The following is a 25,548-nucleotide window of genomic DNA, read 5'->3' as shown; positions in this document are numbered from 1 at the left end:
ACGCCGCAACAGTTTGCAGAGACTTTTTTAACCGCAGACTCCAAGTCGTTCTCGTACTAAATTGGGGAGCAGGTCACCCGAGCTTTACGCGCTCAACAAACCTATCACTCTCCGTCTTGGAACGATATGCCGTCCATACGAAAATACTTTATCTGGTCAATAAAGAACCTTGCCATCATCCTGAGTTTTATTGTTATTGCGATTACAGGATTATTGGCACTTGCTCAGATTGGGGAATTCCAATTATTTGGGAAATTATTATTCCTACTTTTTTATTTAAAAGAATACACCGCCCTTGGAATCATATTGATGATTCTGATTTTCTTTGGATATAAATCCTATAGCTTCAATACAAAGGGAAATGACCTAAGGAAAGAATTCCCAAAAATGATACCGGCCATCATTTTCTGGGTGGTATGTTTTCTTTTTTCCGCCCTTTTGATCACCAACTACCTTGCTGCAAACAGCAGAAAATTCGATTGCGGCAGATATGATTACACCAATGAATTAAATGGCGGCATCAAGGAATTCCAGAATCAGAAGTACTCGATCAAGATTTGTGGAAGCGGGACAAGTCACGGAGGCATTCTTTCTGATGACTCGCCGGACCTGGCTGAATTGACGATTAAAAATGATCAGGGAGAGCTACTGGTAAAAAGGCATTATGTCATCGTATGGGATGGAAAACCCGGACATGAGCCGCTGGTCATTGGAGATGACCGCATCACCTATCAAGACGATGAGGAGCAGGAGGACCACATCATTGCGATGCCGCCGTCACTCATTGATAGATTGAAAGCCAAATATTTATTTTAGAAGTTAAGCACTTCAGCTAAAAAAAGGGCTATCAATGATGAGCAGTGAATTCCAACCCGATCCACTCCTTCATTAGAGGAAAAAATGACAAGCTATGCTGCTTTACAAGCGCAAATCAAGAAGCTGCAAGACCAGGCCGAAAAGCTGAAGGCTAAAGAGCTGGAAAGCGTTATCGCTGCTATCAAGCAGCAAATCTCTGAATATGGCCTGACGGCGGAACAGCTTGGATTCGCGGCTGCCAGCAAGAGAACGGTAAGGAAAGGTGGCGCAAAAACGGCCGTGGTGATGTACCGAAATGGCGATCTCACTTGGTCAGGCGCCGCCCGTGGCCGCAAGCCTGGATGGGTCAAGGAAATCATGGATGCTGGCGGCGATATCGAGAAATACCGCGTGAAGGCGAATTCCCGGCGCTAAAAAATATCCTCATTTTGAGAAACGAACACCCGAGTTCAGAGAAAACGCATAATTCCTCTCTCTTGCTCGGGCTTCTTTCCCCAACTTCTTACCCCCTGCAAGTTTTTTATTTAAATTATTTCTCGCCCGCTTCTTCATCCCACTTCTTCAGCAGACTCAACTTCTCGCCAATCTTTATTTCCAACCCTCTAGGCACCGGCTGATACCAGCCCGGCTCATCGATGCCATCCGGCAGATAGGTCTCCCCGGCAGCATAGGCATTGGGTTCGTCATGGGCATAACGGTATTCATGCCCATACCCCAATTCCTTCATCAGCTTGGTCGGCGCATTGCGCAGGTGCACCGGCACCTCGCGGCTCTTGTCCTGCTTCACGAAGGCGCGGGCGGCATTGTAGGCGTTGTAGCCGGCATTGCTCTTGGCTGCCACGGCCAGGTAGATCACCGCCTGGCCCAGCGCCAGTTCGCCCTCGGGACTACCCAGACGTTCGAAGGTCAGCGCGGCGTCGTTGGCGATCTGCATAGCACGGGGGTCGGCCAGGCCGATGTCCTCCCAGGCCATGCGCACGATGCGGCGTGACAGGTAGCGCGGATCGGCGCCGCCGTCCAGCATGCGGGTCAGCCAGTAGAGCGCCGCGTCCGGGTGGGAACCGCGTACCGACTTGTGCAGGGCTGAAATCTGGTCATAGAAATTGTCACCGCCCTTGTCGAAACGGCGGCTGTTCAGGGTCAGCGCATTCTGCAGGAAATCGGCCGTCACCAGCACCGTACCGGTGGTGCGGGCAGCGGTTTCGGTCTGCTCCAGCAGGTTCAGGAAGCGACGTGCATCGCCGTCGGCGTAACCGATGATGGTGTCGGTGGCCTGCTCGTCGAAGTGCAGTTCACCCAGCGCCTTTTCCTGGGCGCGCTTGAGCAGGAGCCGCAGTTCGTCGTCGCTCAGGGACTTGAGCACATACACCTGCGCCCGCGACAGCAGCGCCGAGTTGACCTCGAAGGAGGGATTCTCGGTGGTGGCGCCGATGAAGGTCACCAGGCCGCTCTCGGCGTAGGGTAGCAGCGCATCCTGCTGCGACTTGTTGAAGCGATGGATTTCATCCACGAACAGGATGGTGTGCTTGCCCATGGCCAGGTTCTGCTCGGCCTGCTCCATCGCCGCGCGAATATCCTTCACCCCCGAGAACACCGCCGACAAGGCGATGAATTCGCACTGGAAGGCCGTTGCCGTCAGGCGCGCCAGCGTGGTCTTGCCCACCCCCGGCGGCCCCCAGAAGATCATGGAATGCGGCTTGCCCGACTGAAACGCCAGGCGCAAGGGCTTGCCTTCGCCCAGCAGGTGCGATTGGCCGATGACCTCGTCCAGCGTCTTGGGACGCAGGGCTTCGGCCAGCGGCGCGGCGGGTTCTTGTACAAACAGGTCAGCCATGCGGGTGCTCCCCGGCCAGACTGGTTACGTGGTCCGGCGATGGCGAGCGCATCGGGGCGGTCTCGAAAATCGGTTTCATGTTCTTTCAGGATGCGGGCGCGGCGCCGGATTGCAAGGCGCATTCGCCAAAGGCCGTAGTCTAACGCAGCAGCGGGACGATGAGGGCAGATGGCGGGCAGAGGGCAGCAGGCATCGGGCGCAAGCGTTACAATGCCGCCTGCCCTTTTGACTGCCCACCCCGAATTGCCATGCCCTTCGTCGTCACCGATTCCTGTATCCAGTGCAAGTACACCGATTGCGTCAGCGTCTGCCCCATGGACTGTTTCATGGAGGGGCCAAATTTCCTGGTCATCGATCCGGACGGCTGCATCGATTGTTCCATGTGCGTACCGGAATGCCCGGTCGGGGCCATCTACAACGCCACTGACCTGCCGGCGGCGCTGGCGCACTTCGAGGACCTCAACGCCAAGCTGGCCAGACAAGCCGGCTGGAAGCCCATCACCCAGGCCAAGGCGCCCCTGCCGGAACATGCGCAATGGAAGGACCGGACCGACAAGCTCCCGCTGCTGCAGATGCCGCCGGCCTGATCCTCCCTCTTCAAAAACCAAACAGCCCCGCAGGCTCGCGCTTGCGGGGCTGTTGCTTTGGAGCGCGGCGGGATCAGTTGTCGAACACGTCCGCGCCCTTGGGGACCACGAAATTGAAGCTGTTGCCCTTCAGCGAAGGGTTCTTCTCGAAGCTGTCGAAAGTCAGCACCGACACCTGGCCGAAGGAATCATGCAATTCCATCGCCACCGGCGTGCCATTCTTCAGGCCGATACCGATGTTGTCGAAGGTGGTATCACGGCTCTTGGGGGTGGCTTGCAGCCATTCCAGGCCATCCTTGTTGCCGGCTTCCTTCAAGGTGAAGTTCTTTTCCAGGTCGTTGCTGCCGAACAGGATCGCGGCCGGGGAAGAACCCAGCGCATTGCCCAGCTTCTTGGTGGTGACCTGGTTCAGGTCCTTGTCGTAGATGAAGAGTTTTTCTCCATCGGCCTGGATCACCTGCTCATAGGGTTTCTGGTAGGTCCAGATGAACTTGCCCGGGCGCGAAAACACGAAGCTGCCACTGGAGGTATTGACTACCTTGGATGTGCCGTTCTCGTTGCGCACCATGCGCTGGGTGAAGCTGCCCTTGGCCGATTGCGTGCTGCTGACGAATTGCTTGAACTGGTCCAGCGCGGCGGCCGAAGCACGGCCCGGCGTGAGCGCGGTGATGGCGATGGCACCGGCCACGGCCAGTGCCGACAGGCCGGCAGCCATGACCATGCGGCGCAGCTTGAGGTTGAGGGTGCGGGCTTGTGCGGTACGCGAGCGCAAAGCGGTTCTGGAATTGTCCATGTTGTTCGATTCCTTCTTGATTGATCCACCCGGAGGTGGCGGCCGGCGCGAAAGTGGCCGGCCTTCAGGGCGTGGTGGAAGACGTCCGCGAGGATGCCGATGCGGGCTTCCTATTCGGCTGCATCCGCGGCACCCGCCGGCACCAGGATTTCACGGTTGCCATTGGATTGCATGGTGGATACCAGTCCGCTCTGCTCCATCTGTTCCAGCAGGCGCGCAGCGCGGTTGTAACCGATGCGCAGATGACGCTGCACCAGCGAGATCGAGGCCCGGCGATGCTTGAGGACCACGGCCACGGCCTGGTCGTACATCTCGTCGCCTTCGCCGCCACCGGCGCCGGCTGCGGCACCACTGCCACCGCCGTCGGCGTCTTCCAGCACGCCTCCCTCTAGGATGCCCTCGATGTAATTCGGTTCCCCCTGGGATTTCAGGTGTTCCACCACCCGGTGCACTTCATCATCAGAGACAAAGGCGCCGTGTACCCGCACCGGCAGGCCGGTGCCAGGCGGGTTGTAGAGCATGTCGCCCATGCCCAGCAGGGTCTCGGCACCCATCTGGTCGAGGATGGTGCGGGAATCGATCTTGGACGACACCTGGAAGGCGATGCGGGTCGGTACGTTGGCCTTGATCAGGCCGGTGATCACGTCCACCGAGGGCCGCTGGGTCGCCAGGATCAGGTGGATGCCGGCCGCGCGCGCCTTCTGGGCGATGCGGGCGATCAGTTCTTCCACCTTCTTGCCCACCACCATCATCAGGTCGGCCAGTTCGTCGATGATGATGACGATGGTTTCCAGCTGCTCCAGCGGTTCCGGTGCATCCGGAGTGAGGCTGAAGGGGTTGGGGATCTTCTCGCCGCGCTTGTCGGCATCCGCAATCTTCTGGTTGTAGCCGGCCAGGTTGCGCACGCCCAGCTTGGACATCTTCTTGTAGCGGCGCTCCATCTCTTCCACCGCCCAGTTCAGGGCGTGGCCGGCCTGGCGCATGTCGGTCACCACCGGCGCCAAGAGGTGCGGGATACCTTCGTAGATCGACAATTCCAGCATCTTGGGGTCGATCAGGATCAGGCGCACCTGGCGTGGCGAGGACTTGTACAGCAGCGACAGGATGGTGGCGTTGATGCCGACCGACTTGCCCGAACCGGTGGTACCGGCCACCAGCAGGTGGGGCATCTTGGCCAGGTCGGCCACCACCGGGTTGCCGGCGATGTCCTTGCCCAGCGCCACGGTGAGGCTGGAATGGCTGTCGTTGTAGACCTTGGAGCCGAGGATTTCGGTCAGGCGCACGATCTGGCGCTTGGGGTTGGGCAACTCCAGGCCCATGTAATTCTTGCCCTGGATGACTTCCACCACGCGGATCGAGGTCAGCGACAGCGAGCGCGCCAGGTCGCGCGCCAGGTTGACGATCTGGCTGCCCTTGACGCCGGTGGCCGGTTCGATCTCGTAGCGGGTGATCACCGGGCCGGGATAGGCGGCCACCACCTTGACCTCGACGCCGAAGTCGGAAAGCTTCTTCTCGATCAGCCGGCTGGTGAATTCCAGGGTCTCCACCGACACCGTCTGCTGCGATGGCGGCGCTTCATCCAGCAGCGACAGCGGCGGCAGTTCGCTGTTGAGGTCGTCGAACAGGCTGGTCTGTTTTTCCTTCTGCACGCGGTCCGACTTCTGCACTTCCACGATCTGCGGTTCGATGCGGATCGGCGGTGCCTCGACGATCTTGGCGCGCTCCTGGACCACGGTTTCCTCGCGCTTGACGGCGGCTTCCTGGCCGGCGCGACGGTCGGCGCGGGCGGCGAAGAAATCGCGCACCCAGAACAGGCCGTCCTCGATCAGGCCGCCGATGCGCTCCACCGCTGCCAGCCAGGACACCTGGAACAGCAGCGAGAACCCCAGCCCGAACAGCAACAACAGCAGCAACGTCGAACCGGTAAAGCCGAAGGTCGGCTGCATGCCGGCACCGATCATCTCGCCCAGCACGCCGCCGGAGGAATGCGGCAGCTTGGGAGTAAAACGGTGCATGCGGGTGAATTCGATACCCATGCTGCCGGTGAGCATGAAGACGAAGCCGACGGCGCGGATCAGCGGTTCCTGCTGGTGCTCCGGCTCGACCGGCTGCTCCACCAGGAAACGGTTGGACAGGCGGCGATAGCCGGTCCACACCGAACGCGCCACCAGCACGCACCACCACCAGGCCGACAGGCCAAAGATGTAGAGCATCAGGTCGGCCATCCAGGCGCCCACCCGGCCGCCCCAGTTACCCACGCGCGGCACCGAACTGGCCACCGACCAGCCGGGGTCGGTCTTGGAATAGGTCAGCAGGATCAGTACCAGGTAGAGCAGCAAGGCCGCCAGCGCCAGCCAGCGTGCCTCCGATAGCAACCGCACCAGGCGACTGGGCATGGGAGGCGCCGGCGCCTTGGTATTGCGGATGTGGGCTTGACTCGTCTTCGACATAACTTCCGTGCAAAAAAAACCAGCCGTCATTGTAACGGCATTGAATTGGCGCTTCGCGGATTTGCGCCAGGCAGCACCGCCAACGGCTCACTGACCGGCTTTTGCCGCTATCGTTCTGCTTTCCTGATGCTCAATTGCTCGCTCGGGTGCTTTCCAGCATTCTTTCCTGATCCCGATACTGCACTTCTGTTGCCCTGCCCGTGAAGGAGAGAGACAGGCTGGGTGGACGCTGATGCGGCGCCCGCCTGCATCCGACCCACCTTCGACCTATCGTCGGGATAGCGTAATTCCATGAGCCTGGATGAGGGCTTGGACTATAATCTTACCCGTTTTGCAGCGCGGCAATCCGCAAACTTCGGTACCCGCCAGCTGATCCGCTTGCCCTGCCCGCCCCGTTGTCAGCGACGGTCGGGAATTGAAATCCCGGGAGTCGCCTCAAGTTGCAGAGGCGATCCCACAACATTTGATGAGTAGCTTATGAGCACGCCCAAACATGCCAAGGTCCTGATTCTCGGCTCCGGCCCCGCCGGTTACAGCGCCGCCGTCTATGCCGCGCGCGCCAACCTGAACCCGGTGCTGATCACCGGCGTGGAACAGGGCGGCCAGTTGATGACCACCACCGATGTCGAGAACTGGCCAGGTGATCCGCTGGGCGTGCAAGGTCCGGAACTGATGCAGCGCCTGCTGCAGCACGCCGAACGCTTCAATACCGAGATCATTTTCGATCACATCCATACCACCAAGCTGTCCGAACGCCCTTTCCGCCTGATCGGCGACAACGGTGAATACACCGCCGACGCCCTGATCATCGCCACCGGCGCCTCGGCCCAGTACCTCGGCCTGCCCTCGGAACAAGCCTTCATGGGTCGTGGCGTGTCGGCCTGCGCCACCTGCGACGGCTTCTTCTACCGTGGCCGTGAAGTGGCCGTGGTCGGCGGCGGCAATACGGCCGTGGAAGAGGCGCTGTACCTCTCCAACATCGCCAGCAAGGTCACCATCATCCACCGCCGCGACAAGTTCCGCGCCGAGCCCATCCTGATCGATCGCCTGCTGCACAAGGTCACCGAGGGCAAGATCGCCATCCAGTGGCATTCCACCCTGGACGAAGTGGTCGGCGACGACAGCGGCGTGACCGGTATCAAGATCAAGTCCACCCAGGACGGTGCCATCACCGAGATCCCGGTCCACGGCCTGTTCATCGCCATCGGCCACAAGCCCAATACCGGCATCTTCGACGGCCAGCTCGACATGCAGAACGGCTACCTCAAGACCCGCACCGGGACCGAGGGTTTCGCCACGGCAACCAGCATCGAAGGCGTGTTCGCCGCCGGTGACGTGCAGGACCACATCTACCGCCAGGCCATCACCAGCGCGGGGACGGGTTGCATGGCGGCACTGGATGCCCAGCGCTACCTGGAAGGGCTGGAATAAAAAATGCTGCGCTGCGAGAACTCGTAGCGCAACAAGGCATCAAAACGCCGGTGACGAGTATTCGTCCCGGCGTTTTTTGTTTACATTAAGCTTATTCTAAAGACAACAAAAGCGCCCTTCCCCTCATTTCAACAAGGAAAGCACCGTGCCACGCTCCTCTGCTGCCGTCACTACCGTGTTTGCCTCGCTGACCCTGGGCGCCGTACTGGCTGCCTGCAGTGCCTCGCGCGAAAGCGCCGACGCCGCTGCCGGCCCCGGCCAGTGCGATGCCTCCCGTGCCGATCACCTGATCGGCGAGAACCTGAGCGGCTACCTGGAACGCCAGGCCCAGGCCGAATCGGGCGCTGCCGAGGTGCGCGTGCTCAAGCCTGACGACGCGGTCACGATGGAATTCAATCCGCGCCGCCTCAACCTCTACATCGATCCCGGCAAGGTCATCATCAAGGTCGCCTGCGGCTGAGGCCTACGATCGCGCTGTCGAGGGACTGCACTTCTGCTAAAGTTGCCAGCTCAGGGAAACGTAGGCTACAGGGTTGGGTGCTGTCATGGCGACAATGAAGGACTTCTCGGCGCTCAAGGGATTGCGCCGCGATCTGCAGGAACAGGAAAAAGCGCGCGCGCTGGCCTTGGCCGAGCGCCAGCGTCAGGAAGCGGCCGCCCGCGAGGAGGCCAATCTGTTCCGCCACAGCATCGGCCAGGTGGCGCCGTTGCATCAGCGAGTGGTCGACAAGACCCTTCACCTGCCCGATCCCCCCTTGCCCATTCCACGCCAGCACATCGCCGATGAACAGGCGGCGCTGCTGGAGTCGCTCTCCGACGAATTCACCATCGAAACCCTGATGGACAGCGACGAGAACCTCAGTTTCGCCCGCCCTGGCGTGGGTGCCGATGTGCTCGGCAAGCTGCGGCGCGGTAACTGGGTGATCCAGGCCCAGCTCGACCTGCACGGCTATCGCCGCGACCAGGCGCGTGAAGCACTGGGCGAATTCCTGCGCCAGTCACGCCGGCGCGGCCTGCGCTGCGTGCGCATCATCCACGGCAAGGGACTGGGCTCGGTCAACAAGGAGCCCGTGCTCAAGCACAAGGTACGCAACTGGCTCGCGCAAAAAGATGAAGTGATGGCCTTCTGCCAGGCCCGCGCGGCCGATGGCGGGGCCGGTGCGCTGGTGGTGCTGCTCAAGTCCAGCGAGCGCAGCTAGGCAAGTTCGTCGAGTATGGCCACGATGGCCTCGAAATGCGGGCGCGACGCTGCATCCGCCGACAGGCAGGCCTGCCGCAATCCGGCCAGCACCGCCCGTCCCTTTTCCTCGGCCGGCTGGCTGTGTGCCAGCAACTCTTCCAGCAGACAACCGTAAGCCCGCACCTCCATGGCCTGCACGCCCCAGGCATGGGGCTTGGCGGTGTCGTAGAACCAGGCCGCACCGAAGTCGCCCAGCAGCGCCGCACCGGAACGATGCAGGATATTGTGGGCATACAGGTCGCCATGGACGATGCCCTGGGCATGCAGGTGCGCTGCCGCCGAAGCGATATCGCGCGCAATCGCCAGCGCCTGCGACCACGGCAGCGTCATCGCTTCGGGATACACGTCGCGGGTGCAGGACTGCAGGCTGGGCGGCCCGGCCAGGTTGGCATAGTCCGGATCGATCAGCGGCATCACCAGCCCGGCCATGCCCTGCGGATGTCCCTGCAGGCGGCCCAGCACCGGGATCAGCCCGCGATGGCGGCCTGCCATGATGCAGGCGGCCATTTCGCGTTCCGGCAGGCCATCGCTGGTGACAGCGCCCTTGAAGAGTTTGACCGCCACCGGCTGTGGCGCACCATCGACATGCCAGCGGGCGGCATGGATCACCCCGGAGGCGCCCTCGCCCAGCTTGTCCTGCAGCTGCAGATCGTCCCAGGCGATGTCCGCCACCTGCGCCAGGCCATCGGCCCGTTCTTCCACCGGCGCGCACCAGGGGTTGCCGGCCATGGCCAGCCAGCTCAGTCGCGGCAAGGTCAACAGCCAGTGCGGGAATTCTTCCAGCGCATTGGCGGCCAGGCGCAGCAGTTCCAGATTGCGGCAGGCCGCCAGTTCCGGCGGCAAGGCGCGCAGGCGGTTACCGGCCAGCATCAGCTTTTGCAAGGGCCGGCAACGGCCGATGCTGGCCGGCAGTGCCTCGATGCGATTGTCGGTCAATACCAGCCAGCGCAACGAGGGCGGCAGGGAGTCGGCCGGCACCGTTGCGATCTGGTTGGCCTTGAAACCGATCATCTCCAGCGCCGGGCAACGGCCGAGGACAGCGGGCAATTCGGTGAACAGATTGTCGGAACAGAAGACGATGCGCAGCCGCGTCAGGCGTGGCAGGTCGTCCGGCAAGGTGCTGAGCTGGTTGCCGCTCAGATCGAGGATTTCCAGCGTATCGGCCAGGGTGAAAATCTCCGGTGGGAATTCACGCAGGCCGCAAGACAGTGAAAGCCGCGTCACGCCAGCCAACTCGCCACTACGCAATTGTTCCAGGGTATGCATGCAAAAAAGCCTGATTCGATCAAAGCGCGCAGTGTACCAGCCAAGCCCCTCCGCAAGACTTCAGTTCAGAACAGATCAAGCTGATCATCCTTGCCCCGCTTGCCCTGCCCGCCCCGGGCCGTCGGCACCAGCAACGGCCGCCGGAAACGGCTGGCATCCAGCGTGGCGAAGGCGCGGTTGCGATGGTCGATGCCCAGCCGGCGACTGGCCTTGTCGAAGCGCTGCTGCAGGAGCTCGGCCCAGACACCGGTGCCGCGCATGCGGGTGGCGAAATCGGCGTCGTAATCCTTGCCACCCCGCATGTCCTGGATGCGGTTCATCACCCGTGCCGCCCGGTCCGGGAAGTGCGCCTGCAGCCACTGCCTGAACAAGGGGCTGACTTCCCATGGCAGGCGCAGCACGATATAGCCGGCCTGGCTGGCACCGGCTTCCACGGCCGCTTCCATGACCCGCTCCAGGTCCGGCTCGGTGACGAAGGGAATCACCGGCGCAATCGATACGCTCACTGGAATACCTGCCTCGGCGAGCGTACGGATCACCCGCAGGCGCCGCGCCGGACTGGCCGCCCTGGGTTCCAGGGTGCGGGCGATGACCGGGTCCAGCGTGGTGATGGTGACGGCGGCAATGGCCTGGCGCTTGGCTGCCATCGCTGCCAGCAGGTCGATGTCACGCTCGATCAGGGACGACTTGGTGATCAGGGCCACCGGGTTTTCGCAATCGTGCAGGATCTGCAGGATGCGGCGGGTCAACTGGCGCTCGCGCTCGATGGGCTGGTAGGCGTCGGTATTGATGCCCACCGTGATGGTGTCAGGCTGATAGGACGGCCGGGCCAGCTCGCGCAGCAATAGCTCCGGGGCATTGGTCTTGGCCACCAGCCGGCTTTCGAAATCCAGGCCCGGCGAGAGGCCCAGGTAGCTGTGCGAGGGTCGGGCAAAACAGTAGATGCAGCCGTGCTCGCAGCCGCGGTAAGGATTCAGGGACAGCGAGAACGGCAAGTCGGGCGAGGCATTGCGGCTGATGATGGACTTGGCCGTCTCTTCGGTGACGATGGTCTTCAGGCGCGGCGGTTCCTCGTCCTGTTCGCCAGCATCGATGGTATCGGTCTGTTCCGCGCCAGCGGCCGGTTCACCGGTCGATGGACCATCACCGGCAAATTGCAGAAGCTGCCAGCCGTCATCGAACTCCTCGCGGTTCACCGATTCGTAGCGCCCGCGCAGGTTGGTGACCGCACCCCGCCCCTTTTGCGCCACCTGTTGGCGATGGATGAAGGTAGCCGGTGTGATGGTCGCATCATCGTCGGCCAAGGACGATGGCGCCTGCTGGTCAGGGAACGGCCGGGCGATGCCCTGCGGGAATTTGGGGAAGGAAGCCATAGCTAGCTGATTTAGCTGAACAATACTGTATATATAAACAGTATTTTGCCCACACTTCCAGCCGCCTGCAAACCCTGTTTCAATTTAGCCGGCTGCCGGATTAATCAGGTATGCTTGTTCACCCCAGGCTTCCCGAAAGATAAGAAATAGAACACCGGGCGGCCACGACGACAGGGCATAAGGACCGCAAAGGTCCAAGGAGACAAGGATGCAATACCAGGCAAACCGGCCAGGCGCCGGTGCATTGCTGGGCGCAGCGCCCCTGGTGCAGGCCACGGCCGACGGCGAGCCGGACCTGCAGGCCATTGCGCGCTCGCACCAGCGCAGTTCTTCCTACGGCATCACCCGCGGCCAGCGGCCCGATCTGGAACAGCTCTCGCGTGCCGACCTGGCGCAGACGCTGGAGGCCAGCCAGTCACTGTCCGGCCATGCCCGGCCAGTGATGGAAACCCTCTACGACCAGATTCGCAATACCCACAGCATGGTGATCCTGTCGGACGCCGAAGGCACCATCATCCATACCCTGGGCGACCGCGATTTCCTGGCCAAGGCCGACCGCGTGGCGCTCGGTCCCGGCGGACGCTGGTCGGAGCAGTTGCGCGGCACCAATGCCATCGGTACGGCCCTGTTCGAACAGAAACCGACCACGGTCCACGCCCAGCAGCACTACCTGGATGCCAACCGCTTCCTGACCTGCTCGGCGGCCCCCATCTTCGACCATCGCGGCAAGGTGCTGGGAGTGCTCGACGTGTCGGGCGAATGCGGCAGCTTCCACAAGCACACCATGGCCCTGGTGCGCATGTCGGCGCAGATGATAGAAAACCACCTGCTGGCGGGCAGTTTTCCCGATTGCATCACCCTGCACTTCCACAGCCGCGCCGAATTCGTGGGCACGCTGGTAGAGGGCATCGTCAGCTTCACGCCGGGCGGACGTTTCCTGGCGGCCAACCGCAGTGCCCAGTTCCAGCTGGGCCTGACGCTGGCGGCACTGCAGTCGCATACATTCACCTCGCTGTTCGGGGTGCCGTTGTCGCTGTTGTTCGAGCAGCACCGCAAGGCCGCGCCCGGCCTGCTGGAGCTGTGCCTGCACAATGGCATCCGCATCCACGGTCGCGCCGAATTACGGCTGCGCGACCAGCATTTCCAGAACGCCCGTGAAGCAGTCATCGAGGCGCCAGAACTCGGAACGGCGGCAGCAGCGGCAGCAGCGTCTGCACCCGCGTTGGCGCCGGTCTGCCACCCACCGGCCGTGCGCGGACCCGCTGACCTGCCCGATCTGCAGGCGCTGGAGACCGGCGACGCCCGCATGAGCGACATCATCGGCAAGCTGCGCCGGGTGATCGACCGCGCCATCCCGGTCTTGATCACCGGCGAGACCGGCACCGGCAAGGAGTGGCTGGCGCAGGCCATCCACCGCGCCAGCGCCTGTTCGCGTAGGGCGCAAAGCCAGGGGATGGCGGCGCCCTTCGTGGCGGTCAACTGCTCGGCCATTCCGGAAAACCTGATCGAAGCCGAACTGTTCGGCTATGAAGACGGCGCCTTCACCGGCGCGCGCCGCAAGGGTGCCATCGGCAAGATCGCGCAAGCCCAGGGCGGCACACTGTTCCTCGATGAAATCGGCGACATGCCATTGTCACTGCAGGGTCGTTTGTTGCGGGTGCTGCAGGAGCGCGCCGTCACGCCGCTGGGCAGCCAGCGTGTGATCCCCGTGGAGTTCGCACTGGTGTGCGCCACCAACCAGCCGCTGCGCGAGATGGCAGCGCGCCATGCCTTCCGCGAAGACCTGTACTACCGCATCAATGGCTTGCAGGTCAGGCTGCCGGCCCTGCGCGAACGCAGCGATCTGGATTGCCTGATCGAGCGCATCCTGCAGGAAGAAGGCGGCCCGCAGGCGCCGCGCTTCGATGCCCAGGCCCTGGCGCTGCTGCATGCCAGCCGCTGGCCGGGCAACCTGCGGCAATTGTCCAACCTGGTCCGCACCGCGCTGGCCATGGCCGAGGGCGAAGCGGCCATCAGCCTGCAGCACCTGCCGGACGACTTCCTGGAAGACGCGGCGGCCAGCTCCCCGCTGGCCAGCGTTGACGACGAACCACCCTCTCCGCCACTTTCCATGCAGGACACGGAATGGGCCGCCATCGAACGCGCACTGCGCACGCATGACGGCAATGTCAGCGCCGCCGCCAAGGCGCTCGGGGTGTCGCGCAATACGCTGTACCGGCGCTTCAAGTCACGCGGGCACTGAGCGGTTCCAAAGCGTCATATTCTTCATCGGAAAACAGCCGCGAGCGCGTCAGGAAGCGCTTGCCGCTGCCATTCTCCAGCGAGAACATGCCACCGTTGCCATTGACCACGTCAATGATCAGCTGCGTGTGCTTCCAGTACTCGAACTGGTCGGCGCCGATGTAGAACGGCACGCCGTCGATCTCCCCCAGGTACACATCGGTGTCGCCCAAGGTGAAGTCTCCTTCGGGGTAGCACATTGGCGCGCTGCCATCACAGCAGCCGCCGGACTGGAAGAAGATCAAAGCGCCATGGCGTGTCTTCAACTGGCGCAGCAGTGCCACCGTGGCGTCGGTGGCGGTAACCCGGGGTAAGGCGCTCATCGGCATGCTCCTGGAAAGTCCACATAAAAAAGGCGCCGGCCGTGGGAGAACGGACCGGCGCCCAAGCTGCCTTGCTGCAAGGAGCCAAGGAGACAAACGAAGGATAGAAACCCGATCAGAAGAAGCCCAGCGCCTTGGGGCTGTAGCTGACCAGCAGGTTCTTGGTCTGCTGGTAGTGGTCCAGCATCATCTTGTGGTTTTCACGACCGATGCCGGATTGCTTGTAGCCACCGAAGGCCGCATGCGCCGGATACAGGTGATAGCAGTTGGTCCACACGCGCCCGGCCTGGATCTCGCGCCCCATGCGGAAGGCACGCGTACCATCGCGGGTCCACAGGCCGGCGCCCAGGCCGTACAGGGTATCGTTGGCGATGGCCAGGGCCTCTTCCTCGTCCTTGAAGGTGGTCACCGAGACCACGGGGCCGAAGATTTCTTCCTGGAAGATACGCATCTTGTTGTTGCCCTGGAAGACGGTCGGCTTGACGTAGTAACCCGAGGCCAGGTCGCCGCCCAGTTCTTCACGGCCGCCACCGGCCAGCACCTTGGCGCCTTCCTGCTTGCCGATGTCGATGTAGGAGAGGATCTTTTCCAGCTGCTCCTGCGAGGCTTGCGCGCCGATCATGGTGCTCTTGTCCAGCGGGTTGCCCTGCTTGATGGCAGCCACGCGCTTCAAGGCGCGCTCGATGAAGCGCTCGTAGATCGATTCCTGCACCAGCACGCGCGAGGGGCAGGTGCAGACCTCACCCTGGTTCAGCGCGAACATGGCGAAGCCTTCCAGGGCCTTGTCGAAGAAGTCGTCATCCTTGTCCAGCACGTCGGCGAAGAAGATATTGGGCGACTTGCCGCCCAGCTCCAGGGTCACCGGGATCAGGTTCTGCGAGGCGTATTGCATGATCAGGCGACCGGTGGTGGTCTCGCCGGTGAAGGCGATCTTGGCGATGCGCTTGTTGGAGGCCAGCGGCTTGCCGGCTTCCACGCCGAAGCCCTGCACGATGTTGACCACGCCCGGCGGGATCAGGTCGGCGATCAGTTCGATCAGCACCATGATGGAGGCCGGCGTCTGTTCGGCCGGCTTCAACACCACGCAATTGCCCGCAGCCAGCGCCGGGGCCAGCTTCCACACCGCCATCAGGATGGGGAAGTTCCAGGGAATGATCTGGCCCACCACGCCTAGCGGCTCATGGAAGTGATAGGCATAGGTGTCGTTGTCGATGGTGCCGATGCTGCCTTCCTGGGTGCGCACGGCGGCGGCGAAGTAGCGGAAATGGTCGATCGCCAGCGGGATGTCCGCGGCCATGGTTTCGCGGATGGGCTTGCCGTTGTCCAGGGTCTCGGCGGTGGCCAGCAGCTCCAGGTTGGCTTCCATGCGGTCGGCGATCTTCAACAGCAGGTTGGCGCGATCGGTGGGTGAGGTCTTGCCCCAGCTCTTCTTGGCGGCATGGGCGGCGTCCAGCGCCAGCTCCACGTCCTCGGCGCTGGAACGGGCCACCTCACAGAAGGCGCGTCCGATCACCGGGCTGATGTTCTCGAAGTATTCCCCCTTCACCGGCGGGACGAATTTGCCGCCGATGAAGTTGTCGTAACGTTGCTTGAAAGGGTCACGTACGCCGAGTTTGCTGATGTCTGCCAGGTTCATGTCGTCTCCGTTATGGTGATGGTTGAAATCCCGCACGCATCGATGGCCGCGGCGGGCGTTCGACCTCCTGAGGGGCAAATCGCATGCCAGCCGCCAGAGGCCCGTCCCAGGCGGCCCACCGGCCTGTGCCACCGGTGTGGCGCTGTCACGCTGTGTCAGACTGGCGCAATCCGTCACGCCACGGCGCAACAGACTGCAACAGCTTTCTGGCTGCAATGGACGTAAAAAAACCGGCCAGCGGCCGGTTTCGGGGAGAGCGGAACCTGCTCAGACGGCATCGGGACCGGTTTCACCGGTACGGATACGGATCACCTGCTCCACTTCCTGCACGAAGATCTTGCCATCGCCGATCTTGCCGGTGCGGGCAGCCTTGATGATGGCATCCACCGCCTGCTCCACCACCTTGTCATCGACCACCACCTCGATCTTGACCTTGGGCAGGAAATCGACCACGTATTCGGCGCCGCGATACAGCTCGGTATGCCCCTTCTGACGACCGAAGCCCTTCACTTCGGTGACCGTCAGGCCCGTGACGCCGACTTCGGCGAGGGATTCACGCACCTCGTCCAGCTTGAACGGTTTGATGATGGCGGTCACTTGTTTCATGGCAATTCCTCTCTTGGTATGTCGTAAAGAAACGATCGGTTGCGATCTGTTGAATAGCGGGTGCTGCGATGTTGTTCTTTTAGGGACAGGGACGTGGCCCCCTGCCCACTTGTACATTGTCAATCAGGCTCGCGCAGCTTTCAACCACCCTGCGCAAGCGAGCCCTCAAAAAGCCGGTTTCAGCCCTCCAGATCCGGAATCCGCTCCAGATCCTGCAGCCACACGGTGGCCTCGCCATCACTGGGGGCGCGCCAGTCGCCGCGGGGCGAGAGCGAGCCGCCAGTGCCGACCTTGGGCGCATTGGGTACGCAGGAACGCTTGAACTGGCTGGTCTTGAAGAAGCGATAGACGAAGATGCCCAGGTTTTTCTTGATCTGCGGCAAGCTGTACTGGTTGTGGGCGCCATGCAGGCCGTCCGGCCAATGACCGGCATCGCGGTCATGCCAGGCGCTGTGCGCCAGGAAGGCCACCTTGGCCGGCGTGAAGCCGTAGCGCAGGATGTAGTAGAGGTTGAAGTCCTGCAATTCGTAGGGACCGATGAAGTCCTGAGTGCGCTGACCGGGTTCGCCATCGGAGGCGCCCGGCACCAGTTCCGGGCTGATCTCGGTTTCCAGGATGTGGATCAGCACTTCCGGCTGCTTCAGTTCCAGCGAGCCGGACTCGGCCACCCAGCGCACCAGATGGGTGATGAGGGTCTTGGGTACGCTGGCGTTGACGTTGTAGTGCGACATGTGGTCGCCCACGCCGTAGGTGCACCAGCCCAGCGCCAGTTCCGACAGGTCGCCGGTGCCGATGACGATGGCGCCATGGTGGTTGGCCAGGCGGAACAGGTGATTGGTACGCTCGCCGGCCTGCACGTTCTCGAAGGTGATGTCGTAGACCGGCTCGCCTCGCGAATAGGGATGGCCGAGATCCTTCAACATCTGTTCGCAGCTGGGGCGGATATCGATTTCCTGCGCCGAGCAACCGACCTGCGTCATCAACTGATGCGCCTGCACCAGGGTACGACTGCTGGTGGCGAAACCGGGCATGGTATAGGCCAGGATGTTGGTGCGCGGCAGGCCCAGCTTGTCCATTGCCTTGGCGCAGACCAGCAGGGCATGGGTGGAATCCAGGCCGCCGGAAACGCCGATGACCACCTTCTTCAGGCCCGACGAAGACAGGCGCTGCACCAGCGCCATGACCTGGATGTTGTAGACCTCGCGGCAGCGCAGTTCGCGCTGCTCCGCGTTGGCCGGCACATAGGGGAAACGCGCCACGCGGCGTTGCAGCGGCAGCGGGCGGTCCTGCGGCAGCTGGACATCGAACGACACCACCTCGAAGCGGCGCACTTCGTCCGCATGGCGGCGCACCGACTGGCCGAAGGTGGTCTGGTGGAAACGCTCGCGCGAGAGACGCTCCAGGTCCACATCGGCATAGATGACGTGGCCACCCTGGGTGAAGCGCTCGGACTCGGCCAACAATTCGCCGTTCTCGCAGATCAGCGCCTGGCCGTCCCAGGCCAGGTCGGTGGTCGATTCACCATCGCCGGCCGAGGAATACAGGTAGGCCGCCAGGCAGCGCGCCGATTGCTGCGACACCAGCTGGTGACGGTAACCGGACTTGCCGACCACGATATTGGACGCCGACAGGTTCACCAGCACGGTGGCGCCGGCCAGGGCCGCAAAGGAGGACGGCGGGATCGGCACCCAGACGTCTTCGCAGATTTCGACATGGAAGCGCAGGTCGGGGATATTGCTGATCTCGAACAGTAAGTGACTGCCGAAATCCACATCCTGGCCCAGCAGACGGGTGCGGCGGGTGACGGCGCAATCGGCGCTGCTGAACTGGCGCGCTTCGTAGAATTCGCTGTAGTTGGGCAGGTAGCTCTTGGGGACCACACCCATGATGCGGCCGGCGCTGACCACCACGGCGCAGTTATAGAGCTGGTGTTCGACCTTCAGCGGCATGCCCACCACCAGGGCAGCCGGGATGCGCAAGGAGGCTTCCAGCACGCGCTGCAGGGCATCCTGCGCGGCGTCCAGCAAGGCACGCTGCTGGAACAGGTCTTCGCAGCTATAGGCCGACAGCCCCAGTTCGGGGAAGGCCACCAGCACCGCGCCACCGGCGGCGGCCTGCTCGGCCAGGGCGATGGTGCGCTGGGCATTGTAGACCGGATCGGCCACCTTGCAGTCCGGCACCGCCACGGCGACGCGGGCGAAACCGTGGCTATAGAGATTGAAGAATGGGCTAGTCATATCGTGCGGACTTTCTTGCTCTGTGCGGGTCGCCGCGATGGCGACGCGTTCTGTCGGTTTTGCGTAGAATGCCTGTTCGAGCGGGGCCGTGGGCCGCGCCTTCTTATGCAGGTCACTCGCAGTCCATGGATTATCGCACGCGAATCGTTTCTTCTCTGGCCGAGATCGGCCCCGGCCGCTGGGACGCACTGGTGGCCACCCAGGCCGAAGGCAACCCCTTCCTCAGCTACGCTTTCCTGCATGCGCTGCACGAGAGCGGCGCGGCCAGTGCCGACACCGGCTGGGAGCCGCATTACCTGACGCTGTGGCAGGACGAAGCCCTGGTGGCGGCCTTGCCCCTGTATCGCAAGTTCCACTCCTATGGTGAATATGTCTTCGACTGGGCCTGGGCCGAGGCCTACCAGCGCCACGGCGTCGAATACTATCCCAAGCTGCTAGCCGCCATCCCCTTCACGCCGGTGCGCGGGGCGCGGCTGATGGCAGTCGATGAGACGGCCCGCGCCGGCCTGCTGGCCGCCTTGCAGGCGTTGCAGCAGGAGGACGAACACTCGTCCACCCACATCCTCTACCCGCCCCCGGAGCAGGCGGAACAGCTGGCCGATGCCGGTTTCCTGCTGCGCAGCGGCGTGCAGTTCCACTGGCACAACGAAGGCTATGGCAGCTTTGCCGAGTTCGTCGACACCCTGGATCGCAAGAAGCGCAAGAACATCCTGGCCGAACGCCGCAAGGTGGCCGAACAGGGCGTGCGATTCACCTGGCTGCGGGGCAGCGAGATCACCGAGGCCCACTGGCGATTCTTCAACCGCTGCTATCGCCACACCTATGCGGCGCATTATTCGACGCCCTACCTGAACCTGGATTTCTTCCACCGCATCGGCGCCACCATGCCACAGCACCTGCTGCTGACCCTGGCCCTGCGTGATGGCCAGCCCATCGCCTCCTCGCTCACCGTGCATGACGGCGACACCCTCTACGGTCGCTACTGGGGCGCGCTGGAACACGTCCCCTGCCTGCACTTCGAGACCGCCTACTACCAGCCGCTGGAATTCTGCATCGCCGAAAAGATCCGCTGGTTCGAAGGCGGCGCCCAGGGCGAGCACAAGATGGCGCGCGGCTTCCTGCCGCAGAAGACCTGGTCGGCACACTGGCTGGCGCATCCGGGGTTCTACGATGCCGTGGAGCACTTCCTGGCCCGCGAAGTCGGCGGCATCGATGGTTATATCAACGAGCTCAACGAGCGCAATCCCTTCCGCGATCCGCCCCGCTGAGGCGGCGTAAAAAAAACCGGCCCGCAGCAATGCTGCGGGCCGGCCTCCTGCCATCCGGATTACTTGTAACCGACGCGATCCAGCATCTGCAACACCTTCTGCTGGTTGGCACCGACGGCGCCGATGTTGATCACTTCAGCCTTGAACGGACCCATCTTGACCAGCGCCGGGTTCTCGGTCTTCACGCTCTTGACGGCCGGCCATTCGTTATTGCCTTCAGCGAAGTAGCGCTGGGCCGCATCGCTGGCCAGGTATTCCAGGAACTGCACGGCTTCGGCCTTGTGCGGGGCATGCTTGGCCACGCCACCACCGGCGATGTTGACGTGCGCGCCATAGCTCTTCTGGTTGGGCCAGACGATGCCGACCTTTTCCATCAGGGCCACGTCTTCCGGCTTGGTGGAACGCAGCAGGCGGGCCACATAGTAGGAGTTGGAAATGGCCACGCCACATTCGCCCGAACCCACGGCCTTGATCTGGTCGGTATCGCCACCCACCGGCTGGCGCGCCTGATTGGCGACCATGCCCTTCAAGATGGCTTCGGTCTTGGCCGCGCCATCATGCTCCAGCAGCGCGCCGAACAGCGAGACGTTGTAGGGGTGCGAGCCGCTGCGGGTGCACAGCTTGCCCTTGTTCTTCGGGTCGCCCAGGGCTTCGTAGGTGTCCACGTCTTCCGGCTTGACACTGGTCTTGTTGTAGACGATCACGCGAGCGCGGGTGGAGAAACCGAACCACTGGGTGCCGTCGCTGCCCTCCTTGCTGTGCAGGTTGGCGGGGATGCGTTCGTCCAGCAGCCTGGACTTGACCGGCTGGAACAGGCCATCGCTCTGGGCCTTCCACAGGCGCGCCGCATCCACCAGCAGGATCACGTCGGCGGGACTGGAAGCACCCTCGCTCTTGAGGCGTGCCAGGATGCCGGCGTCATCGCCATCGACGCGGTTGATCTTGATGCCGGTGGCCTTGGTGAAGTCGGCGTAGAGCGCTTCGTCGGTCTGGTAGTGGCGTGCCGAGTACAGGTTCAGGACTTTTTCCTGCGCGAAGCTGGAGGCGGCAATGGCAGCCAGTACGGCGCCGACGGCGAATTGACGGGAGAACATGGACCATCCTTTTCAAAAAGAGTGAACGACCGCCGTGGCAAAACGGCGTTTTCTTTTGGCGCGGAAGGCGGTCCGGGGAGCGGGCTCCAGGATGGACTTGGCTGTCGCAGCGGGCGGCCTGATGGCTGCCTCGTTATGGGTATGCTTGTGCGTGTACGTGTACACACGCGGTAGGTAAAGCGCAGGCGAATATATCACAAATAAGAAGCATTATCATCTTCTAAAAGGCATATCGGAAAGCCATGCAGTGAACGTAGAAACGCCCTTGCCGACCGCTGTGGCAAGGGCGTTTTGACGTGCTGTGAAAGCAGCGAAAGCTGCGAAGACGGAGGAAACGCGCTCAGATCACCTTGACGGCGAAATCGACGCCGATGCCGGCCCACCACTCCTGCTCCTTCTGGAACCAGAAGGAAATGCTGGGATGCTCCTTGATGTAGTCGCGACGGATCTCCAGGTCGATGCGGCTCTTGAGCTTGACCCTTACCTTGTCCAGGTCCAGCGTGATGTGCGCATGACGGAACATCACCGCCAGCCGCAGCGCCAGCACCGCCTTGGCGAAATCGACGTCGGCCAGCATCTCGCTGATCTTCTTCAGGTTGCCCTTCTGGCCGAGGATCAGCGTACTCATCAAGCGCTGCTCACGGGTGGTAAAACCCGGCAGGTCGGCATTGGCGATCATGTAGGCCGAATGCTTGTGGTAACCGGTGGGCGACACCACCAGCCCGGTCTCATGCAGCAAGGCGCTCCAGTAGAGATAGCGGGCGTAGGAATCGGTGGCCGGCTTCAAAAGATCGAAGAAGCCCTGCGCAGTATCGGCCACGCCATGGGCGCGAGCGGCATCGACGTGGAAGCGGCGGGCAAACTCTTCGACCGAACGATCGCGGCGGTCGGCCTTGGTGGCGCGCAGTTGCAGGTCCCACATCACGCCCATGCGCAGGCCGGCTTCCACCGGGGTGATGACCTCGATGCGGAATTCCTGCATGAAGCCGATCAGCACCGCCAGGCCGCCCATGATCACACCGGCACGGTCGGGTTTCATGCCGTCCAGCGCGATCTGGCTGACATGGCCGAAATCGATCAGCCGCTGCATCAGGTCGGCCAGGCTGGGCAGGCTCACGCGGCCATCGCCCATGCCGTTGCGACGGATGGTGTCAGCAATGGCGCGCATGGTGCCGGAAGAGCCATAGACATTCACCTCGGCCGGGTCGAAGCTGAACAGGTGTACTGCATCTTCGACATGCGAGCGGGCCGAGATGATGGCGCGTTCGAAGGCCGCCGTGGTGATGGCACCATCGGGGAAGAAGGCCAGGCTTTGATTGACGGTGCCGATGCCGAAGGATTCGACGTGACGGATATGCTCGCCCAGGCCACGGATGACCTCGGTGGAACCGCCGCCGATGTCGATGACCATGCGTTCTTCACCGGCATCGGCCAGCACGCCGGCCACGCCCATGTAGATGAGGCGGCCCTCTTCCTCACCGGAAATGATCTCCACCGGATAACCGATGGCCCGCTCCAGTTCCGGCAGCAGGTCGGCTGCGTTCTTGGCAACGCGCAAGGTATTGGTGGCCACCACCCGCACTGCGGTCAGCGGATAGTCACGCAGGATGGCGCGAAAGCGGGTGAGCGAATCGATGGCGCTCTGACAGGCCTGCTGGGTCAGGTTGCCGCTCTTGTCGATGCCCGCCGCCAGGCGGATGGGGTCGCGCGCGCTTTTGATGACGCGTATGCCGTCGTCCTCGTACTTGCCGATATGCAAGCGAAAACTGTTGGAACCGAGATCTACCGCAGCAAACATGCATGTCCTTTCGCAATCGCACTAGAAGCCAATTGCTAAATAATTTAAACCTCACCTTGTCTCCATCCCGACAAGATAATCGGCGCGCATTACACTTTGATGACAGCCGGCACCCTGTAGAATGGCGGCTCGGCGCTGCCATGCTGCGTCGCACATATTATTTTATACAATTTATCCCATTTCCCTTCCATGCCCGGCATTCTTTACCTGGTTCCCAACACACTGGGCCCCACCGAGCCTCCCGCCGACGCCAGCGTGACGCATCCGCTGGAGAGCATCATCCCGCGCCAGGTGCAGGCCATCGCAGCACGCCTGGACTATTTCGTCGCCGAGAACGCCAAGACCACGCGCGCCTTCCTGAAACTCCTGGGCAGCAGCCAAGCCCTGGCCAAGCCCATCCAGGAAATCCAGATCGCCGAGCTCAACGTCAACACACCGCCGGCCGCCCTGCCCTCGCTGCTGGCTCCCCTGCTGGAAGGCCGTGATGGTGGCCTGATCTCGGAAGCGGGCGTGCCGGCGGTGGCCGACCCCGGCGCCAACCTGGTCCGGCTGGCGCATCAGCATGGCATCCAGGTGCGCCCGCTGGTGGGCCCCTCTTCCCTGCTGCTGGCGGTCATGGCCAGTGGTCTCAATGGCCAGAGCTTCGCCTTCAACGGCTACCTGCCTACCGATGCCGAGGCGCGCGCCAAGCGCATCCGCCAGCTGGAAGATCGCGCCCGCAAGGAAAAGCAGACCCAACTGCTGATCGAAACGCCCTATCGCAACACCGCCATGCTGGAGGCGCTGGTGCAATCCTGCCAGCCCGGCACGCTGATCTGCGTGGCCACCGACCTGTCGCTGTCCAGCGAGTCGGTACGCACGCAGACGGCCGCGCAGTGGAAGGCCGCCCTGGCTGCCGGCAAGGCACCGGACTTCCACAAGAAACCGACCGTCTTCCTGCTGCTGGCCGAATAGCGTCGCCCCAACGCGAGAGACGCGGCGCCCCAATGACTAAGGCCGGTTGTGATACACAACCGGCCTTTTTGCATGCTCCGTCCCCAGGCGTCAGCGCAGGGTGGAAAGCGGCGTCGACATCAGCGTCTTGGCAAAGCCCGCACCGAAGGCCACGCCGAATTTCTTGAGCACCCGTTCGGAGAGGTTTTCGGTCTGGGTGTAATCCACCACATCCTCGGCCTTGAGCACGTCACGGGCCACGCTATCGACCGTGCCATAGCCATCGGCCAGACCCAGCTCGATCGCCTTGGAACCGGTCCATACCAGCCCGGAGAAGGTATCCGGCGTTTCCTTCAGGCGCGCGCCACGACCCTGGCGCACCACCTCGATGAACTGCTGGTGGATTTCCTGCAGCATCGATTGGGCGTATTCACGCTGCTTCGGGCTTTGCGGGCTGAAGGGATCGAGGAAGCTCTTGTTCTCGCCCGCGGTCAGCAGGCGGCGTTCCACGCCCAGCTTGTCCATCAGGCCGGTGAAGCCGAAGCCGTCCATGAGCACGCCCACCGAGCCGATCAGGCTGGCCTTGTTGACGTAGATCTTGTCGGCCGCCGCGGCGATGTAATAGCCGCCGGAGGCGCACACTTCCTCCACCACCACGTAGATCGGCTTCTTGGGATAGGCCTTGCGCAGGCGGGTGATCTCGTCGTTGATCATGCCGGCCTGTACCGGGCTGCCGCCGGGGCTGTTGATCTTGAGGATCACGCCGACCGAGTCGGAGGCGGCAAAGGCCTTGTCCAGCGCCGGGATCACCACCCCTGCCGAGCCCTGCCCTTCGGAATCGATGGCGCCCTTGATCTCGACCAAGGCGGTATGAGTGCCCAGCGGCTCGCTCTCGGTCTTGTTATAGGTGAAGGCCATCCAGGCCCCCAGCACGATCACCACCAGGATGGCGATGCGGAAGAAGATGCCCCAGCGGCGCCGGGCGCGCTGTTCCTTGACGGCGAACAGGGCCAGTTTTTCCAGTACGTCGCGCTCCCAGCCGCTCTTCTTGTCCTCGCGCACGCTGGCGGGGATGGAGGGCGATGGTGGCGATGGCGGCGTTTGTGGCGGGACTGGCGACTTGTCTTGCTGGTTTTCAGATTCGTTGTTGCTCATAGGCTCACTCTAAGCAGCGCAGCAGCCTGCGCCGGTTTCCCCGAAGCTCATGCCTCGACGGGCTTGACGATGTCGTCCGGACGCCAGTAGACCTGGCCGTCGCGTTCCACCGCCATGATCTTACGCAAGTGGGCGCCGGTACAAGGACCGCCCTCGCATTTTCCGGTATCGGGCGCGTAAACGGCGCCATGTGTTGCACACATGAGATACAGACCGCTGGATTCGAAGAACTCGCCCTCGGCCCAGTCCAGTTCGATGGGGACATGGGCGCAGCGGTTCAGGTAGCCATAGACCACTCCGCCATAGCGCACCACGAAACCGGTGGTCTCGTCGCCATGCACCTGCACCGGGAAGCGCTTGCCCAGGCCGCCTTCGGCCAGATCGCCGGAGGCGCAGATGAGGATGTCGCCGGAAGCGTTCACGGGACC

The 25,548-nt window shown here is 62.7% G+C and carries 23 protein-coding genes; 9 read left to right on the top strand and 14 right to left on the bottom strand.

The genetic code is table 11. The features are described 5' to 3' along the window. The first annotated feature begins 126 nt into the window (after positions 1–126). Entirely contained in the window at positions 127–816 is a 690-nt protein-coding gene (locus BTM36_RS26295) for a hypothetical protein (RefSeq protein WP_077238548.1), read from the top strand. An 84-nt stretch (positions 817–900) separates the two neighbouring features. Then, positions 901–1,230, top strand: a complete 330-nt coding sequence (locus BTM36_RS26290) for an H-NS family nucleoid-associated regulatory protein (RefSeq protein WP_077238547.1) — start codon at positions 901–903, stop codon at positions 1,228–1,230. Positions 1,231–1,345: 115 nt separating this feature from the next. Here the strand turns inward: BTM36_RS26290 and BTM36_RS26285 are convergent, their stop codons facing one another. Together BTM36_RS26285 and BTM36_RS29315 are read right to left on the bottom strand one after the other, a co-directional pair. Continuing rightward, complete coding sequence (locus tag BTM36_RS26285; protein ID WP_077238546.1) at positions 1,346–2,650, bottom strand: replication-associated recombination protein A; 1,305 nt, start codon at positions 2,648–2,650, stop codon at positions 1,346–1,348. A 205-nt stretch (positions 2,651–2,855) separates the two neighbouring features. Further along, positions 2,856–2,978, bottom strand: a complete 123-nt coding sequence (locus tag BTM36_RS29315; RefSeq protein ID WP_256385257.1) for a hypothetical protein — start codon at positions 2,976–2,978, stop codon at positions 2,856–2,858. On the opposite strand from BTM36_RS29315, the gene BTM36_RS26280 reads away from it, so the two are divergent. Beyond that, positions 2,926–3,237, top strand: coding sequence for a ferredoxin family protein (locus tag BTM36_RS26280; protein ID WP_254427103.1), 312 nt, complete (start codon positions 2,926–2,928; stop codon positions 3,235–3,237). The genes BTM36_RS29315 and BTM36_RS26280 overlap by 53 nt on opposite strands. A gap of 73 nt (positions 3,238–3,310) precedes the next feature. On the opposite strand, the gene lolA is transcribed toward BTM36_RS26280, so the two are convergent. Continuing rightward, positions 3,311–4,030 carry an outer membrane lipoprotein chaperone LolA gene (gene lolA, locus BTM36_RS26275; RefSeq protein ID WP_077238544.1) on the bottom strand — a complete coding sequence of 240 codons (720 nt, stop codon included), beginning with the start codon at positions 4,028–4,030 and terminating at the stop codon, positions 3,311–3,313. 110 nt (positions 4,031–4,140) lie between these two features. Continuing rightward, entirely contained in the window at positions 4,141–6,480 is a 2,340-nt protein-coding gene (locus BTM36_RS26270; protein WP_039875405.1) for a DNA translocase FtsK, read from the bottom strand. Between the two features lie 477 nt (positions 6,481–6,957). Between BTM36_RS26270 and trxB the strand changes: the two genes are divergently transcribed. The 3 genes from trxB (at position 6,958) to BTM36_RS26255 (ending at position 9,110) form a co-directional block, all read left to right on the top strand. Next, on the top strand, positions 6,958–7,911 hold the full coding sequence (trxB, locus tag BTM36_RS26265) for a thioredoxin-disulfide reductase (protein ID WP_006463527.1): 954 nt from the start codon (positions 6,958–6,960) through the stop codon (positions 7,909–7,911). A gap of 145 nt (positions 7,912–8,056) precedes the next feature. Continuing rightward, on the top strand, positions 8,057–8,371 hold the full coding sequence (locus BTM36_RS26260; RefSeq protein ID WP_077238543.1) for an I78 family peptidase inhibitor: 315 nt from the start codon (positions 8,057–8,059) through the stop codon (positions 8,369–8,371). 85 nt (positions 8,372–8,456) lie between these two features. Next, the gene (locus BTM36_RS26255) at positions 8,457–9,110 is read left to right on the top strand and encodes a Smr/MutS family protein (RefSeq protein ID WP_039875406.1); all 654 of its coding nucleotides are present in this window, start codon (positions 8,457–8,459) and stop codon (positions 9,108–9,110) included. On the opposite strand, the gene BTM36_RS26250 is transcribed toward BTM36_RS26255, so the two are convergent. Further along, entirely contained in the window at positions 9,107–10,417 is a 1,311-nt protein-coding gene (locus BTM36_RS26250; protein WP_077238542.1) for a leucine-rich repeat-containing protein kinase family protein, read from the bottom strand. The two genes, BTM36_RS26255 and BTM36_RS26250, sit on opposite strands and share 4 nt — an antisense overlap. Positions 10,418–10,482: 65 nt before the next feature. Next, on the bottom strand, positions 10,483–11,790 hold the full coding sequence (locus BTM36_RS26245) for a PA0069 family radical SAM protein (protein ID WP_077238541.1): 1,308 nt from the start codon (positions 11,788–11,790) through the stop codon (positions 10,483–10,485). Between the two features lie 208 nt (positions 11,791–11,998). Between BTM36_RS26245 and BTM36_RS26240 the strand changes: the two genes are divergently transcribed. After that, complete coding sequence (locus BTM36_RS26240; protein ID WP_077238540.1) at positions 11,999–14,032, top strand: sigma-54-dependent Fis family transcriptional regulator; 2,034 nt, start codon at positions 11,999–12,001, stop codon at positions 14,030–14,032. Here BTM36_RS26240 and BTM36_RS26235 read toward each other — a convergent pair. The 4 genes from BTM36_RS26235 to BTM36_RS26220 form a co-directional block, all read right to left on the bottom strand. Further along, on the bottom strand, positions 14,013–14,393 hold the full coding sequence (locus tag BTM36_RS26235) for a DUF779 domain-containing protein (RefSeq protein ID WP_006463533.1): 381 nt from the start codon (positions 14,391–14,393) through the stop codon (positions 14,013–14,015). The genes BTM36_RS26240 and BTM36_RS26235 overlap by 20 nt on opposite strands. A gap of 115 nt (positions 14,394–14,508) precedes the next feature. Then, a complete protein-coding gene (gene adh / locus BTM36_RS26230; RefSeq protein WP_077238539.1) occupies positions 14,509–16,029 on the bottom strand; it encodes an aldehyde dehydrogenase in 1,521 nt (506 codons plus the stop codon). Positions 16,030–16,296: 267 nt separating this feature from the next. Continuing rightward, positions 16,297–16,635: a P-II family nitrogen regulator gene (locus tag BTM36_RS26225; RefSeq protein WP_006463535.1), complete on the bottom strand. Its 339-nt coding sequence runs from the start codon at positions 16,633–16,635 to the stop codon at positions 16,297–16,299. Between the two features lie 179 nt (positions 16,636–16,814). Next, positions 16,815–18,872, bottom strand: coding sequence for an NAD(+) synthase (locus tag BTM36_RS26220; protein WP_077238538.1), 2,058 nt, complete (start codon positions 18,870–18,872; stop codon positions 16,815–16,817). A gap of 125 nt (positions 18,873–18,997) precedes the next feature. Here BTM36_RS26220 and BTM36_RS26215 point away from each other — a divergent pair, with 125 nt between their 5' ends. Then, positions 18,998–20,140 carry a GNAT family N-acetyltransferase gene (locus BTM36_RS26215; protein WP_174616926.1) on the top strand — a complete coding sequence of 381 codons (1,143 nt, stop codon included), beginning with the start codon at positions 18,998–19,000 and terminating at the stop codon, positions 20,138–20,140. A gap of 59 nt (positions 20,141–20,199) precedes the next feature. On the opposite strand, the gene BTM36_RS26210 is transcribed toward BTM36_RS26215, so the two are convergent. Next, complete coding sequence (locus tag BTM36_RS26210) at positions 20,200–21,234, bottom strand: extracellular solute-binding protein (RefSeq protein WP_077238536.1); 1,035 nt, start codon at positions 21,232–21,234, stop codon at positions 20,200–20,202. A gap of 340 nt (positions 21,235–21,574) precedes the next feature. Continuing rightward, complete coding sequence (locus BTM36_RS26205) at positions 21,575–23,032, bottom strand: Ppx/GppA phosphatase family protein (RefSeq protein WP_077238535.1); 1,458 nt, start codon at positions 23,030–23,032, stop codon at positions 21,575–21,577. 189 nt (positions 23,033–23,221) lie between these two features. Here BTM36_RS26205 and BTM36_RS26200 point away from each other — a divergent pair, with 189 nt between their 5' ends. After that, on the top strand, positions 23,222–23,986 hold the full coding sequence (locus BTM36_RS26200) for an SAM-dependent methyltransferase (RefSeq protein WP_077238534.1): 765 nt from the start codon (positions 23,222–23,224) through the stop codon (positions 23,984–23,986). Between the two features lie 90 nt (positions 23,987–24,076). Here the strand turns inward: BTM36_RS26200 and BTM36_RS26195 are convergent, their stop codons facing one another. After that, on the bottom strand, positions 24,077–25,120 hold the full coding sequence (locus tag BTM36_RS26195) for a S49 family peptidase (RefSeq protein WP_077238533.1): 1,044 nt from the start codon (positions 25,118–25,120) through the stop codon (positions 24,077–24,079). Positions 25,121–25,167: 47 nt separating this feature from the next. Continuing rightward, entirely contained in the window at positions 25,168–25,542 is a 375-nt protein-coding gene (locus BTM36_RS26190; RefSeq protein WP_077238532.1) for a Rieske 2Fe-2S domain-containing protein, read from the bottom strand. Positions 25,543–25,548: the final 6 nt, after the last annotated feature.

Source organism: Herbaspirillum sp. VT-16-41, assembly GCF_001994935.1.
Classification (GTDB): domain Bacteria; phylum Pseudomonadota; class Gammaproteobacteria; order Burkholderiales; family Burkholderiaceae_D; genus Herbaspirillum; species Herbaspirillum frisingense.
The sequence above is the reverse complement of the archived record's forward strand: the minus strand, read 5'-3'. Positions and strand labels throughout refer to the sequence as shown.